This is a genomic window from Arthrobacter sp. JDC6, from assembly GCF_056484025.1.
Window position 1 is genome coordinate 4382809 of record NZ_CM151278.1, and the last position, 15547, is coordinate 4398355.

Annotated in this window: 14 protein-coding genes; 9 read left to right on the top strand and 5 right to left on the bottom strand. The window is 66.4% G+C overall.

The window, feature by feature from the left end; translation table 11 throughout:
• Positions 1 to 13: 13 nt before the first annotated feature.
• Positions 14 to 1363, top strand: coding sequence for an MFS transporter (locus ACV095_RS20305; protein ID WP_056389514.1), 1350 nt, complete (start codon positions 14 to 16; stop codon positions 1361 to 1363).
• A 142-nt stretch (positions 1364 to 1505) separates the two neighbouring features.
• Positions 1506 to 2141, top strand: a complete 636-nt coding sequence (locus ACV095_RS20310) for a PAS and ANTAR domain-containing protein (protein ID WP_018770353.1) — start codon at positions 1506 to 1508, stop codon at positions 2139 to 2141.
• Positions 2142 to 2174: 33 nt separating this feature from the next.
• On the opposite strand, the gene ACV095_RS20315 is transcribed toward ACV095_RS20310, so the two are convergent.
• Entirely contained in the window at positions 2175 to 2579 is a 405-nt protein-coding gene (locus ACV095_RS20315; RefSeq protein ID WP_018770354.1) for a CBU_0592 family membrane protein, read from the bottom strand.
• 225 nt (positions 2580 to 2804) lie between these two features.
• Between ACV095_RS20315 and ACV095_RS20320 the strand changes: the two genes are divergently transcribed.
• From ACV095_RS20320 to ACV095_RS20335, 4 genes are all read left to right on the top strand, one after another.
• Positions 2805 to 3254, top strand: coding sequence for a helix-turn-helix transcriptional regulator (locus ACV095_RS20320; RefSeq protein WP_018770355.1), 450 nt, complete (start codon positions 2805 to 2807; stop codon positions 3252 to 3254).
• The gene (locus ACV095_RS20325; protein WP_018770356.1) at positions 3251 to 3670 is read left to right on the top strand and encodes a VOC family protein; all 420 of its coding nucleotides are present in this window, start codon (positions 3251 to 3253) and stop codon (positions 3668 to 3670) included. The genes ACV095_RS20320 and ACV095_RS20325 overlap by 4 nt, the downstream gene beginning before the upstream one ends.
• Positions 3671 to 3762: 92 nt before the next feature.
• Positions 3763 to 6162, top strand: coding sequence for an ATP-binding cassette domain-containing protein (locus tag ACV095_RS20330; protein WP_478222604.1), 2400 nt, complete (start codon positions 3763 to 3765; stop codon positions 6160 to 6162).
• A gap of 21 nt (positions 6163 to 6183) precedes the next feature.
• Positions 6184 to 6756: an MOSC domain-containing protein gene (locus ACV095_RS20335; protein ID WP_478222605.1), complete on the top strand. Its 573-nt coding sequence runs from the start codon at positions 6184 to 6186 to the stop codon at positions 6754 to 6756.
• Between the two features lie 136 nt (positions 6757 to 6892).
• Here ACV095_RS20335 and ACV095_RS20340 read toward each other — a convergent pair whose 3' ends face one another.
• Positions 6893 to 8269: an MFS transporter gene (locus ACV095_RS20340; RefSeq protein WP_056389566.1), complete on the bottom strand. Its 1377-nt coding sequence runs from the start codon at positions 8267 to 8269 to the stop codon at positions 6893 to 6895.
• Positions 8270 to 8476: 207 nt separating this feature from the next.
• Positions 8477 to 9349, bottom strand: coding sequence for an NAD(P)-dependent oxidoreductase (locus ACV095_RS20345; protein WP_018770372.1), 873 nt, complete (start codon positions 9347 to 9349; stop codon positions 8477 to 8479).
• Between the two features lie 204 nt (positions 9350 to 9553).
• On the opposite strand from ACV095_RS20345, the gene ACV095_RS20350 reads away from it, so the two are divergent.
• On the top strand, positions 9554 to 10612 hold the full coding sequence (locus ACV095_RS20350; RefSeq protein ID WP_478222606.1) for a TerC family protein: 1059 nt from the start codon (positions 9554 to 9556) through the stop codon (positions 10610 to 10612).
• 87 nt (positions 10613 to 10699) lie between these two features.
• Here ACV095_RS20350 and ACV095_RS20355 read toward each other — a convergent pair whose 3' ends face one another.
• Complete coding sequence (locus ACV095_RS20355; protein ID WP_018770374.1) at positions 10700 to 10903, bottom strand: hypothetical protein; 204 nt, start codon at positions 10901 to 10903, stop codon at positions 10700 to 10702.
• 384 nt (positions 10904 to 11287) lie between these two features.
• Here ACV095_RS20355 and ACV095_RS20360 point away from each other — a divergent pair, with 384 nt between their 5' ends.
• Positions 11288 to 12556, top strand: a complete 1269-nt coding sequence (locus tag ACV095_RS20360; RefSeq protein WP_478223487.1) for a glycosyltransferase 87 family protein — start codon at positions 11288 to 11290, stop codon at positions 12554 to 12556.
• A 28-nt stretch (positions 12557 to 12584) separates the two neighbouring features.
• Positions 12585 to 13841, top strand: coding sequence for a glycosyltransferase 87 family protein (locus ACV095_RS20365; protein WP_478222607.1), 1257 nt, complete (start codon positions 12585 to 12587; stop codon positions 13839 to 13841).
• Here ACV095_RS20365 and mptB read toward each other — a convergent pair.
• Positions 13838 to 15457 carry a polyprenol phosphomannose-dependent alpha 1,6 mannosyltransferase MptB gene (gene mptB / locus ACV095_RS20370; RefSeq protein WP_478222608.1) on the bottom strand — a complete coding sequence of 540 codons (1620 nt, stop codon included), beginning with the start codon at positions 15455 to 15457 and terminating at the stop codon, positions 13838 to 13840. The two genes, ACV095_RS20365 and mptB, sit on opposite strands and share 4 nt — an antisense overlap.
• Positions 15458 to 15547: the final 90 nt, after the last annotated feature.

The window sequence follows — 15547 nt, forward strand, 5'->3', positions numbered from 1 at the left end:
AGAGGGAGTTCTCGTGACAACTCGTACTAAATCACCGCAGGCCATCGCGGACGGCGCCGTCGTCGATCCGGACCAGCTGCGAAGGGCAACTCTTGCCAGCTCCGTGGGCTCCGCCCTGGAGTACTACGACTTCTACATCTACGGCCTTGCCTCGGCCCTGATCTTCGGCCCGCTCTTCTTCGCACCGCTGGGTGAGAGCGGAGCAGTCATCGCCTCCTTCGCCACCTACGGCGTCGGCTTCGCCGCCCGGCCCTTCGGCGGCGTGGTGTTCGGCTACATTGGTGACCGCTTTGGCCGGAAGATGGTGCTGATCCTGACCATCGGCCTGATGGGCCTGTCCAGCTGCGCCATCGGCCTCCTGCCCACCTTTGAACAGGCGGGCATGCTCGGTGCGGTACTCCTGGTGGCCCTGCGTATCCTGCAGGGCCTTGGCGCCGGCGCCGAGCAGGCAGGCGCCACGACCCTTATTTCGGAGGTGGCTCCGCGCCGCCGTCGTGGTTTCTTCGCCTCGCTGCCGTTCGTCGGCATCCAGCTGGGCACCCTCCTGGGCGCCGGGACATTTGCCCTGATGGCGCTGGCGGACAAGGCAGTCCTGCAGGCCTGGCTGTGGCGCGTACCGTTCCTGGCAAGCGTCGTCCTGATTGCGATTGCCGTCTTCATCAGGCTTCGGCTCAAAGAGACGCCGGTCTTCCAGGAACTCGAGAAGCACAAGGCCGTGGCCAAAAACCCTGTGGGCCAGATCTGGAAGCATTCCAAGAAAAACGTGCTGATAGGTATCGGCCTGCGGATGGGGGAAAACGGCAACTCGTCCATCTATTCCGCGCTCCTGGTGTCCTTCATCAGCATGCCTGCAGGTGTCTTCGCCGGCGACAAGTTCATCGGCCCCACGGGCCTGTTGATTGCCGCGGGCTTCGCCGCGGTAATGGTTGTTGCCTTCGGCGCCCTGTCCGACCGTTTCGGCCGGGTTCCCGTCTACCGCTACGGCGCACTCTTCCAGGCCGTTATCGCCTTGCCGGCCTTTTACCTGGTCACACTGGGCAATGTCACCCTGGTGTGGGTGGTCATGGTGATGGGCATCGCCCTCGGCGTGCAGGCCATGCTGGGCCCGCAGTGCGCCCTGCTGCCGGAACTCTTCGGCTCCCAGCACCGCTTCACCGGCGTGGCCCTCAGCCGCGAACTGTCCGCCGTACTTGCCGGCGGCTTCGCCCCGATGATCGGCGTGGCACTGCTGGCAGTGACCAACCACTCCTGGCTGGTCCCGGCGGTCTACTCGCTGGTCCTGGCGGCAATCTCGTTCGCCACCACGTTCTTCACCCCGGAAACGAATGGCCGCGACCTGGTGCTCGTAGAGGACGCCAGGTAACAACCGGCGCCGTCCCGCCCACGCCCCCCGGATCCCGCACTCATGCGTGCGGGATCCGCGGGGTGGGGGCCGCTGCTATATTCTGTTGCTTTCACGTCCAGGCCGGGGGTAGCCGGGACACAGCACGTCGAATGGCCCTTCAGTGACTTCCAGCAGCAGTTTTCCAGGACTTGGATCCGTCGATATCCCGAATGATGTCTTTCTCGACTGTCCCACCGGACTGGTCGAGTACTACTTCGCGGACGGCATCTTCCGCTGGTCGGACGGGTTGTACCGGATCTACGGGTATGAGCGCGGCGAGGTTGTCCCCTCCATGGACATGGCCATGGCCCACATCGAGCCGGCAGACCGGCCCAGGGTCCAGGCGTATTGGGACCACGTCTCAGCCGCTGGCGGCCCATCATCGATCTACGTTTCCATCCGGGACCGCAAGGACCGTCAACACAAACTGCTCTACTCCGCGGACTACATCCTGGACGGGGACACCCCTGTTGGCGTCTGGGGCGTGGTGGTGGACCTCACCACATCGATTCATACCGACCGGCACCAACTGGCCACCGAGGCGGTCGCCGCCTCAGCCCGCAGCCGGGCAGTCATTGAGCAGGCCAAAGGCATCCTCATGGGGCGCACCGGCATTGACGCCGACAAGGCCTACGACCTCATGAGCCAGCTGAGCCAGGATACGAACCGCAAGGTACACGCGATCGCCCAGGAAATCGTGGAACGGGCAACCGGGCGGGCCGGAAATCTGACAAACCAGCCACACCCTTTGCTGTAACCGCCGCCCCCACGCGCGGGCCGCCGTCGAACCCTACAACGCCAGGCGTGGCCCGTCCGCTCCAACCGGGGCGGAACCCCCAACAGGCCTGGAAGCCACAACGGGCATGGAACCGGTCAAGGCCTCAACAACCGCCATCTGGCCGGTGGTGTCGGGGACACCGGGATACTGAACCTGCGCCGGCTCGACGGCAGCAGCTGGGTTTTCGGAACGCATGCGGACCAGCGCAACGGCAGAGATCAGGAACCACGCCACATTGGTAACCACGGACGGCCATGCCCCGTGCAGCGTCCCGTTGATGATGAAGGCAACGGATCCGAACAGGTTGGCCGTCTGGAAACCCTTGCCTGCCTTCAGCCAGCCCATGGAAACCGCAAGGTAAGCACTGAGAATCGCAACAGCGCCTGCCCAGCCGGCAATTTCCCACAGCAGTTCCATGGTGTCCTTCCAAAGTGGTGCCTGCGCAGTATCCGGGCAGGGCTGAAGATGGTGATTCAGGGTTTGGTTTCGCCAGCTCTGCGTTGCCTCGAGCCCTGTTCGGGCGAGGACCTCATGCGCTGGCAGCGGCACAATCATACCCCGCTGCCGAGGGTCACTTTGACGCCGAATCCCCCACCGCCCGAAGGGTGGACAAGACCCCTCCCGCGTAGCACGATCAGAGCTGTGACCACCAGTCCCGCTTCCGATCCCTACCTCCGCGAGCTCACCCAGCTGAGGCGCGTCAAGGACCGCATGGACCGGGAGTACGCCCAGCCGCTCGACGTCGAATCCCTCGCCAGGGACGTCCATATGTCCGCGGGCCATTTCAGCCGGCGGTTCAAACTCGCCTACGGCGAATCCCCCTACAGCTACCTCATGACCCGCCGCATCGAACGGGCCATGGCGTTGCTCCGGATGGGTGACCTCAGCGTCACCGACGTGTGTTTCGCCGTCGGCTGTTCCTCGCTGGGAACCTTCAGCACCCGCTTCAGCGAACTGGTGGGGATGCCGCCCAGCATCTACAAGCAGGAGGCGCAAAGCGCGACGGCGGGCATCCCCGCCTGCGTGGCGAAGCAGGTCACCAGACCGGTCAGGAATCGAGAAGCGTCCGCCCCCGAGCCGTTACTAGCATGACTGCCATGGACATCAACATTTCCTCAACCTTCCTTCCCGCTACCGATCCGGACGCCTCGCTGGCGTTCTACCGCGACGCCCTGGGCTTCGAAATCCGCAACGACGTGGGCAAGGGCACTATGCGCTGGATCACCGTTGGCCCCGCAGGCCAAAAGGACGTCTCCATCGTCCTGCACCCGCCGGCCGTAGACCCCGGCATCACCGACGACGAGCGCCGCACCATCACGGAGATGATGGCCAAAGGCACCTACGCCACCATCGTCCTGTCCTCCCCGGACGTGGATGCCGCGTTCGCCAAAGTGGAGGCGACCGGGGCGGACGTCGTCCAGGAGCCCATCGACCAGCCGTACGGCATCCGCGACTGCGCATTCCGCGACCCCGCCGGAAACACGGTCCGGATCAACCAGCAGGCCTAGGCATATAACCAGTCACGTATATAACGGACGACGCCGACGGGAGGCTGCCAGCGCAGCCTCCCTCCGCGCCGCTCCAGGAGAAGGGGGACATTTTGAGCACGGACATCACCACCGATGAGGGCATGGCCACGAAAGCCGGGACCCATATCGCCGACACCCACGACCTGATCCGCGTCCAGGGGGCGCGGGAGAACAACCTCAAGGACATCAGCCTTGAGCTGCCCAAGCGGCGGCTCACGGCATTCACCGGTGTGTCCGGCTCAGGCAAAAGCTCCCTGGTTTTCGCCACCATCGCCGCCGAATCGCAGCGGATGATCAACGAGACCTATAGCGCGTTCGTACAGGGCTTCATGCCCAACCTGGCCCGCCCCGACGTGGACCGGCTGGAGGGACTGACCACCGCCATCATCGTGGACCAGGAACGGATGGGCGCCAACCCGCGCTCCACCGTGGGCACCGCCACCGACGCCAACGCCATGCTGCGCATCCTGTTCAGCCGTTTGGGCAAACCCTACGTCGGCCCGCCCACCGCGTTCTCCTTCAACGTTCCCACCCGCAAGGCCAGCGGCATCATGAGCACCGAAAAGGGCGGCCGGGTGGAAAAGAACGTGGTCCGCCAGGTCACCTACCTGGGCGGCATGTGCCCCCGCTGTGAGGGCATGGGCAACATCAGCGACATTGACCGGACCGCCCTCTACGACGAGTCGAAGTCCCTCGCCGAAGGCGCGCTCACCGTCCCCGGCTACTCCATGGACGGCTGGTACGGGCGCCTGTTCGAAGGCATGGGCCTGCCCATGGACAAGCCCATCGCCACGTTCACCAAGAAGCAGCTGGAGACGATGCTTTACGCCGAGCCCACCAAGATCAAGGTGGAGGGCGTCAACCTCACGTTCGAGGGCATCATCCCCAAAATCCAAAAGTCCATGCTCTCCAAGGACGTGGAGGCCATGCAGCCGCACGTGAAGAGGTTCGTGGAACGCGCCGTCACGTTCGCCACCTGCCCCGACTGCGGCGGGACGCGGCTCACCCCGGAGGTGCTCAACGCACGGATCAAGGGCAAGAACATCGCGGACCTCTGCACCATGCAGATCAGCGACCTGGCGCAGTGGATCCGCGACCTGGACGAGCCCTCCGTCCGTCCCCTGCTCATCGGGCTGCGGGACCTCCTCGATTCCTTTGCCGAAATCGGCCTGGGCTACCTCTCCTTGGACCGCCCGGCCGGCACCCTCTCCGGCGGCGAGGCGCAGCGGACCAAGATGATCCGCCACCTGGGTTCCTCCCTCACCGATGTCACCTACGTCTTCGACGAGCCCAGCATCGGCCTGCACCCGCACGACATCGAGCGGATGAACACCCTCCTGCTGCAGCTTCGGGACAAAGGCAACACCGTCCTGGTGGTGGAGCACAAGCCGGAGATGATCGCCATCGCCGACCACGTCGTCGACCTCGGCCCCAAGGCCGGCACCGGCGGCGGCGAGATTGTCTACGAGGGCGACGTCGACGGGCTGCGTTCCAGCGGCACCATCACCGGGCGCCACCTGGACGACCGGGCCCGGCTGAAGGATTCGTTCCGCGAACGCAGCGGGGCACTCGAAGTCCGCGGGGCCTCGACTAACAACCTGCGCAGCGTGGACGTGGATGTCCCGCTGGGAGTGCTGTGCGTGGTGACGGGCGTGGCCGGGTCCGGGAAGAGCTCGCTGATCCACGGCTCACTGGCCAGGCGCGAGGGCGTGATCGTGATCGACCAGGGCGCCATCAAGGGGTCGCGGCGCAGCAACCCGGCCACCTACACCGGGCTGCTGGAGCCCATCCGCAAGGCGTTCGCCAAGGCCAACGGCGTGAAGCCGGCGCTGTTCAGCTCCAACTCCGAGGGCGCCTGCCCCACCTGCAACGGTGCGGGCGTGATCTTCACCGAGCTGGGCGTCATGGCCACGGTCGAGTCCACCTGCGAGGACTGCGAGGGGCGCCGCTTCCAGCCCGCCGTCCTCGAATACACGCTGGGCGGCCAGAACATTGCCGACGTGCTGGACATGTCCGTGGACGCGGCCCTTGCCTATTTTGCCGGGGGCGAGGCCAAGACCCCGGCCGCCCACAAAGTCCTCGAACGCCTGGCGGACGTCGGCCTGGGCTACATCACCCTCGGCCAGCCGCTGACCACCCTGTCCGGCGGCGAGCGCCAGCGGCTCAAGCTGGCCACGCAGATGGCGGAGACGGGTGACACCTACATCCTGGACGAGCCAACGGTGGGCCTGCACCTGGCCGACGTCGAACAGCTCCTGGGCCTGCTGGACCGGCTGGTGGATTCCGGCAAGTCGGTTCTCGTCATCGAGCACCACCAGGCCGTGATGGCGCATGCTGACTGGATCATCGACATCGGTCCGGGCGCAGGGCACGACGGCGGCAGGATCGTCTTCGAGGGCACGCCGGCCGAGCTGGTGGCCGGGCGGGCGACGCTCACCGGGCAGCACCTGGCCACGTACGTGGGTGGCTGAACGCTGGCCTACGCTGGGCCTATGCCCGAAACCTACTGCTATGACGTCGAGATCCTGCACCTGCTGGTCTCGCCCGCGCACGCCTATTTCGGACGCGCCCGGGACGGCGCGGCGGACGTTCCCACCACTGATGCGCAGACGGCAGAGGTGGTGGCCGGCAAGGGCATCGTGGGCGACAGGTTCTTCGGGAAGGCCGCCCACATGGACGCCGCGGTGACCCTGTTCGCCGTCGAATCCCTTGAGGCCATCGCCGCGGAGCTTGGCGCCGGGCCGTTCAATCCCCTTCTGACCCGGCGGAACGTGGTGCTCCGCGGCGCTCAGCTGGCCCCCCTGCTGGGGCAGGACTTTGCGCTGGAGTCCGGCGGCTCGGCTGTTTCGTTCCATGGCGGCCGGCACGCCCAACCGTGCGCGTGGATGAACGGGATGCTGGCACCGGGGGCGCACCCGGCCATGCGGGGCCGCGGCGGCATCCGCTGCCGTGCCCTGTCCAGCGGATTGCTGCACCGGGGCCCGGCCGTGCTGGTCAGCCCGGTGCCGCTGGACCCGGCCCAGGCGGGCCGGGCGAGCCTGCTGCGGCCGTCACGGCTTCCCTAGGAGGGCGTCCGACGCGGCACGCGGGGCACGTTTTCGGCCAACCTGTGGTGGCCGTGCCCCGGGAACCCGGGGTTCCGCCGTCGTCCGTTCCTCCAAAGCATGCCCCGCGTGTTGCGGGACATGGGCTGCGGCTGGACTACTTGCCGGCGGTACCGGCAGGTGCCACCTTCTGCACCTCGAGGTCCTCGAGTGACTTGCCCTTGGTGTCCGGGGACATCAGGGTGGCCACTGCGGAGATGAGGCAGATGCCCAGCGTGGCCAGTCCGATGGTGAACGGAACGTTGGTGGAGCCCGGAGGGGCAATCGCCGTGAAGATGCTGGGGAAGAACGATGCAATCATGAGCCCGATGTTCTGCGAAACGGCGAACCCGGTCACGCGGATCCGCATGGGGAACTGCTCCTGGAAGAACGTGGCGAAGGTGGCATTCCACATCTGGAAGAAGATGCCCTGCACGATCACAACGCAGACGAAGACCAGCGGCAGGCTCCCCTGTTCAATGGCCCACAGGTATCCGCCCACCAGGAGGCCGCCCGCCACCCCGCCGGCAGCCATGAGCGTCCGCCGGCCAATCCTGTCGGACAGCGCGCCGAACAGCGGGATGGTCATGACGGCGGCAATGTTGGCCACGAGTGTCACCCACAGGAACTCACTGCTGGAGAAGCCGTTGCCGTAGCCCTTTTGGGTGGCAAAGGATACGCCGAAGATCAGGGTGGCCATGCCGATCACGTTGGTGAAGGTCATCGCGATGCAGCGGACCAGGACGCCCGGCCGCGTTCGCAGGAGTTCGACGAGCGGGAAGCGCTTGGTTTCGGGCTTGCCGGACTGTGCTGCGTAGGCGGGCGGTTCCTGGACCCGGCGGCGGATGAAGTAGCCGGCCAGGATCACGACGGCGCTGAGCAGGAAGGGGATGCGCCAGCCCCAGGTGCCGAACTGGTCGGCGGGGAGGACTGCCGCGAGCGGGAGCAGGACGGCGGTGGCCAGGATCGAGCCCACCTGGGTGCCCTGGAGGCTGAAGCTGGCAAAGAATCCGCGCCGGGCATCGGGAGAGTGTTCAACGATCATCGCGCTGGCGCCGCCGAGCTCGCCGGCCACCGCAAAGCCCTGGATCAGGCGAAGGAGCACCAGGAGGGCGGGCGCCAGGAGGCCCACCTGCCCATAGGTGGGCAGGAGCCCGACGGCGAAGGTGGCAAAGCCCATGAGCAGCATCGCGAAGACGAGTACCTTCTTGCGGCCGTGCCGGTCACCGTACGCCCCCAGGACAACCGCGCCTACCGGACGGGAGACATAGCCCACGGCATACGTTGCCAGGGAGGCGATAATGCCGACTGTGGGGTTCTCCGAGGGAAAGAAGATGGTGGGGAAGATCAGGGTCGCGGCCAGCGAGTACAGCGCGAAGTCGTAGTACTCCAGGGCGCTTCCGATCCAGCCGCTCATCGCCGCTTTCCTGGGGTCCCGCGAACCGGTGCCGGCACCCTGGCTGGGGAGGGCCACGCGGGTTGGGGTGGTGCTCATGTGCTTATGTCCTTCGTCTTCATTGGCAAGGAACCGGAACCGCTGGAATTCAGCCGATGTTCGTGGTGGTGTCTGCGCCGCCGCAGTCCGTCATGGACTGGAGCGGCAGCTCTTTGAATCGATTCATCCAATATAGGAGGTGATGCCGGTTACGTCAATGGGCAAGCGCTATCCCGGACGGTCCGCGCCAGGATGAGCGGGGTCCTGCTACCGGCTGGCGTAGTAGGCCGCGGCCATATCCTGCCTGCCGCGGCCCTGGCCGGCCACCCGGTCCAGCCGGGCTGTGGAGGCAACGGCGCCGTCAAGCGTCAGGCCATGCTCGACGGCGGCATCCACAATGAGGTGGGCATCCTTGCGCGCGGTGTCCACGGCGAAGGAGGCAGGCTCCAGCTGGTCGTTGAGGATGAGGTCCATCTTCAGGCGGAGATAGGGCAGGTCAAGCGGGCCGCCGTCGAGCACGTCGAGGAACTGCTGCGGATCGACGCCCAGCGCCTGGGCAAGGGCAACCACTTCGCCGGCGGCGTTGGACGCCGCGATGACCCAGCTGTTGACCACCAGCTTGAGGCGGGCCGCGGAACCCTTGGACGGGTCGTCGCCTGTCCAGATGGTGCGGGCGCCAATGGCATCGAGGACCGGCCCCACGCGTTGGCGCACTGCTTCGGGAGCGGCGGCGAGGACCAGAAGCTGGCCGGCTTCTGCGGGGGCGCGCGTTCCGGAAACGGGCGCCTCCACCAGGTCCAGGCCAAGTTCGCCGGCCAGTGCGGCCAAAGCGGCCGCGTCCTGCACCCCAACCGTTGTGGACTGGACCCACGTTGTGCCCGGCCGGACGCCGGGTGCGGCACTCCGGATGACCTGCTCCACCGCGGCAACGTCGTGGAGCATGGTCAGGACCACGTCGGCTGCCTCGACAGCTTCGGCGGGGGCAGCGGCATGCCGGGCACCGTCCGCGGCCAGCCGTTCCGCTTTGGCCGCGTCCCGGTTCCACACCGAGACCTCATGACCGGCGCGCAGGAGGTTGCGCGCCATGGCCGCTCCCATGATTCCCGTCCCCAGCACAGCCACCTTGGGTTTCGTATCCATCGAATCCGCCTTCCGGTCCAGGTTTGGTGTTCTCCATACCTACCCAACGTCTCCAGGATTCTGTAAATTATTCATACGGAGGGGAGTATCCCCACTTCACAGTCCATCGTCAGTACGGAGGCCCCTGAGCCTTCCGGTGGGCGGGCCGCATGACGGCCGGGAGAGACCTCCAGTTGGTTGTCACTGACTGGAAGCAGGTGCCCCATGAACGTTCCCCTCTGGATGTGGTTCGCCGTCATCGGATTCATCCTCCTCATGCTTGTCGTCGACCTCGTGGCCCACCGCCACGCCCATGTCATCAGCGTCCGCGAGGCCGCAGCCTGGTCCGGGATCTGGGTGCTGTTCGGCGTTGCATTCGGCGCACTGGTGTGGTTCCTGTACGGCGCGGAGTTCGGCCAGCAGTACTTCGCCGGATACCTCATCGAGAAGTCGCTCGCCGTGGACAACGTCTTTGTCTGGGCAATCATCTTTACGTTCTTCGCCGTTCCCCGCGAGTACCAGCACCGCGTGCTCTTCTTCGGTGTCCTGGGGGCGCTGGTGTTTCGCGGCCTGTTCATCGCCGCGGGCTCGGCGATCATCGCCAGCGCCGGGTGGGTCCTCTACCTGTTCGCGGCATTCCTGCTCTTCACCGGCTACCGGATGCTCAGGCAGCGTGACGAGCACATCGACCCCGGGAAGTCGCAGGCATTGAAGCTGTTCCGCCGGCACGTGCCCATGACGGACGCCTTCCATGGCCAGCGCTTCCTCATCCGGAAGGGCGGTGCACTGCTTGCCACTCCCCTGCTGGCGGTCCTGGTGCTGGTTGAAGTCACGGACATCATCTTCGCCGTCGACTCCATCCCGGCCATCTTCGCGGTCACGGACGAGGTCTTCCTGGTGTTCACGGCCAACGCGTTCGCGATCCTCGGCCTGCGCGCCATGTACTTCCTGCTGGCGGACCTCATCCACCGCTTCGTATACCTGAAGACGGGCCTGGCCCTGGTGCTGATCTGGGTGGGCATCAAGATGGCGCTCAAGATCGACGTCTACTACATTCCGACGCCGGTCTCCCTCGCCGTCATCACCGCCATTTTGGGCATTTCCGTCGGCGCGAGCCTCATCGCCACCCGGCGCACGGGCCGGCAGGAACCGCACCTTCCCGCGGACCCGCCCTTCCGGAACGCCACCCCGGAGGAGCTCGACGCCCTGGAGCCGCTGTGGCGCAGCCGGCGGGCACGCTCCCGCGGGAAGGTGCCGCCGGCGGCCGAAGAGTCCGTCAGGTAAAAAATCCGAGCGTCAGCAGAAAAGGACAGCCCGGCCGGCACCAGGCGTTGGCGTCAAGATCCTGTGGCGCCAACGCCAGGCCAGGACCTACCAGGCCTGGTGTTCGCGGGTAAGGCCGAAGGGAACCGCGTCGCTGAGGGCAACGGTGAACTTGTTCGCGCCGTGCCGGGTAACGAGGATGCCGTGGCTCTTGCCGTCCAGGGCGTGGGCCTTGGCGGCAGCGACGGCGGCGTCGAGCTCGCGGTCCATGCTCTGGCGGTCGGACACGGTGAGGGTCAGCGGGAAGTTCATGGGTCTAGCCTTTGTGTGTTGGGGGTAGGGGGTGATATCCAACACCTGCGCTCCCCAAGGCTGCAGGCGAAGTTTGGGAACCTTTGTGCCCAGCTCATAATGCCCGAGGGATGGATCACCAGCAACTTGAAAAATCAAGTAATAAGTCGCCGCAGGTCAAGGCGTGACGGCTCGAGCCTGCCTCAGCAATTACGGGCGCTAAAGCACCGTGAATTAGAGTTGGACAGGAGTGGAAGCTGTTTCCGAACGGCTCCGCTGCCCCTGACCCAGCCCTGCGGCAGAACCAAGCCACCAGCACGACACCACACGTGTGCCACGACCTGACAAGGATCCGCCATTTCCACCGACGCTCTCTTCGGCAATCTCACCAGGATCCGCAACGTCATCCTCCCCACCCCGGTGCGGAGCCGGTTGAACACCGGGGGCGGCCTGCTGGCGGGATTCATCGTGGTGCACCTTGTCTTCCTGGTCTTCGCCGCTTCCCTCTCCCTTCGCGGCGAGGCGTTCAGCGACACCTTCATCTACCGTGACTGGGCCATGGCGGGATTCAACGACGCGAACCTCCGGGGCGGCCCCAGCCCGTGGGTGTACCCCCTCCTGGCGCTCATCCCCATGGCCATCGCAGGCCTGGCCGGACCGGGACCGTTCTTCTTCATCTGGGTCCTCATGACCACGCTCCTGAACGCCTGGGCCCTGCTCAAGCTCACCGGGCGGGGCCGCAACACCAGCGCCATCCCCGCCGGCTGGTGGTGGCTGGCCTTCACCTTCCTGATGGGCTGGCTGGGCTTCGCCCGGGTGGACGGCCTCACCGCCCCGCTGGTCCTTGTGGCCCTGGCCTACGGCGTCCAGCGCCCGTTCGTCGCCTCGGTCCTGCTGGCCGTCGGCACCTGGGTGAAGGTCTGGCCGGCGGCCATCATGCTGGCCCTTTTCGCCGTCGTAAAGAACCGCCTGCTGGTGGTGCTGGCAGGAATCGCGACGACGGCGGGCGTCGTGGCGCTGGCAGCAGCCCTGGGCAGCGTCCCCAAGCTCCTGAACTTCCTCACCCAGCAGGGCGACCGCGGCATGCAGCTCGAGGCCACCTTCACCACCCCCTGGCTTTGGCTCTCCGTCCTGAACATCGGCGGCTCGCGCATGTACATGAACACGGACATCAACTCCATGCAGGTGGACGGCCCGGGCACCGCCACCATGTCCGTGCTGATGCAGCCCCTCCTGGTGCTGGCGGCACTCCTGGTGGCCGGGCTGACCTTCTGGGCGCTCCACAACGGAAAGCAGCACAAGGTGGCCGGCGGCGTGGACCGCACCGAGCTGCTCCTGGCCGGGGCCCTGACCCTGGCCACCGCGTTCGTGGTTTTCAACAAGGTGGGTTCGCCGCAGTTCATGGTGTGGCTCGGCCCCGCCGTCGCGGTGGGCCTGGCGCACAGCTGGCGTGAATGGCGGGTTCCGGCGGCAATGCTGATCGCCATCGCCGTGGCAACCTACTTCATCTACCCGCTCTTCTACGACGCCCTGAGCCACAACAACCCCTGGATGGCCCTGGTACTGACAATCCGCAACGTCCTGCTGGTGGTCCTGTTCCTGTGGAGCGTCCGGCGCCTCTACACGCTGGGCAAGAAGACCGCAGCCCCCGCCCCCGCGCTCAAGGAGACCTGACATTTCCACGAGGTTCTTTGACCGCCTGGTGACCGTCCGCACCAGACTGCTCCCGGCAAAAGTGGTGGACTGGTTCGCCCGCCCATCCAGCGTCTGGTGGGGCTTCGCCGTCGTCCATCTGTACTTCCTGGGCTGGATGGCATCCTTTTTCCTGAACGGCGATACATTCAGCGACACCGAGCAGTACCGGCAGTGGGCCCTGGACGGCTACAACCCGGCGGACCTGACCGGGAAGATCAGCCCCTGGGTCTACCCGGTGCTGGCGCAGATCCCCATCTTCCTGGCCAACACCGCCGGGCCAGGCCTCTACCTGCTGGTGTGGTTCCTGATCATCACGGCGCTCAACGCCGTCGGCCTGGTCTACCTCACCCGTGGCCCGCGGAAGGTCACGGGCATTGCCCCCGCCTGGTGGTGGTTGTTCTTCACGGTGTTCATGGGCTACCTGAGCTTCGCCAGGGTGGAGGGCATCACAGCGCCGATCGTGCTGATCGCCCTGCTCTATGCCGCTGAACGGCCCGTCGTGGCCGGCGTCCTGCTCAGCATCGCCACCTGGATCAAGGTCTGGCCCGCAGCCGTCCTGGTCCCGATCGTCATCGCCAGCCACAAGCGGATCCAGGTGGTCCTCGCCGGCGCCGCCGTCACCGCGGTGGTGGGCCTGGGCACGTGGCTGACCGGCGGGCTGCCGCACATCATGGACTTCCTCCTGAACCAGGGCGAGCGCGGAATGCAGCTTGAGGCCACCTTCTCCACGCCCTGGGTGTGGCTGAGCGTTTTCCACATCGCCGGTTCACGGATGGCCGACAACACCGCCATCAATTCCACCGAGGTCTACGGCCCCGGTGCCGGCACCGCCGCATTCCTGATGCAGCCGCTGCTGGTCCTTGCGGCCGTCACCGCGGCCATCCTTCTGGTCCGCGCCCTGCGGCGCGGCGCCGAACGCGAGGAACTGTTCCTCGAAGGCGCGCTCATGATGGTTACCGCCTTCATCGTGTTCAACAAGGTGGGCTCGCCGCAGTTCATCATCTGGCTGGCACCGGTGATCATCGCCGGCCTGGCGCATGACTGGGAGCGCTGGAAGGTCCCGGCCGCCCTGCTGATGGGCATTGCCATGACAACGTTCGTGATCTACCCGCTGTTCTACACCCCGCTCATCCATGCGCACCCCGTCATGGCAGCCATCCTGACCACCCGCAACGTGCTCCTGGTGGTCCTGCTGTGGTGGTCGGTGAAGCGCACCGCGGAGTTGGGCCGGAAAACGTCAGCCCAGGTGCCGGCCGGAGCCTAGCTGCCCCCGGACGACCGGTCGACGGCGTCACGGGCCTCAGCCTGGCGCGCGGCCCGGCGCTCCGCCACCCACCGCCAGGCCCGCCGGGCAACGTCCAGCGGCTTGCCCTCGATGAGCAGCTTGCGGGTATGGACGTCCAGGACCAGCAGGTAGAAGGTGAAGGCCAGGGCCGTAAAGAAGGCCAGGGACGAGGCGTCGATGGGCAGTTCCACGAAGGACCAGACCGAAAGCTGGTCCTGGGCGCCGAATACCACAAAGAACGTCACGCCCACGTACAGCGAGCGGATCTGCCAGTCGTCCCGGATTCCCGTGACCGCCAGGAACGGCAGGAACCACAGGATGTACCAGGGCTGGATGATGGGTGAGAGCATCACGACGGCGGTGAACGCCAGGGCCATCCGCCGCACCGCCCGCGAGTAGTCGCCGCGGAACATCAGCAGCAGGACCAGGGCGATCGCCGCCCACTTCATGGCGGTCCGCAGCCAGGTGGCCAGCGTTCCGCCGGGCAGTCCCAGGGCGTTGGCCAGCATCTCCACCTGCTGGCCCAGGAAGCCCGACGGCGAGTAGCCCGTGTAGCCGGGGGTGGGGTCCATGATGGCCCACGTCCAGCCGATGCCGAGGTTGTAGGGGATGCCGCTCAGGGCCAGCACGCCGAAGCTGATGCCCGCCGTGGCACCCCACATCAGGAATTTTCGCGGCCAGGAGGCAGCGGGCCCCGCCCACATCACACCGATGAACGGCAGCAGCAGGACGGTGATGGGCTTGATGCCGATGGAGGCGGTGACCAGGAGGACGCCCAGGAGGTAGCGGCGGGTGGCGGCCAGGTAGACGCCGGCGACGGCGAGCCCCACCATCAGGGCGTCATTGTGGGCACTGGCGATGAAGCTGATGAGGAACAACGGGTTGGCCACGGAGATCCAGAGCGCGCGGGCACCGTTGATCCCGTGCAGTTCGGCGAGCCTGGGCACGTAGATTACGCAGAGCAGCACGCCGACGCCGGCCAGGAGGCGGAACAGCAGGACGGACGCGTCAGGCTGGGCTCCTGTCAGTCCCACCACCGCGCGCGCCAGCCACAGGAAGTACGGTCCGTACGGGGTCCGGTTTTCCGCCCAGGCGGGGTCGGCCCCCAGGGAGAACCAGTTGTTGAGGGTGGAAATGCCCACCTCATACGGGTTCTGGCCTTCCTGGACCAGGCGGCCCTGCCCCGTGTAGGCGTAAACGTCCCTGGAGAAGACCGGAACGCAGAACAAGAGCGGCAGGGACCAGGCGGATATGGCCACCACCACGGACCGCAGGGATGATTGTCCCCAGCCCCCCAGCCGCTGGCCCAGGCGAAGCCAGGAGCGCATCAGGAGCATGGCACCGGCCGTCAGCAGCACGGTGGACACCGCCACGCCCCAGCCTTCGGTGCGGAGTGCGATCACCACCGGTTGCCGGATCATGGGCGACCCGTTGGCGATCCAGCCCGTTCCGATGGAACCGACGAACATCATGAGGGCACCGACAAAGCCTTCGAGGGTTGCCAGGTAGGCACGGCCTTTGGCGGGCACGGAAACCCCGGCCGGTGTGCCCGGCCGGCTCTCCGACATCCTGAGGTGTGACCCGCCTGCCGTCATGTTTGTGTGGTCCCCTGACTTGTTACGGCACTGCTCGCCCCAGCTTCAAATGGCCGCCCTGCAACCCGGCCATTTTATCAGCCGAGCTTA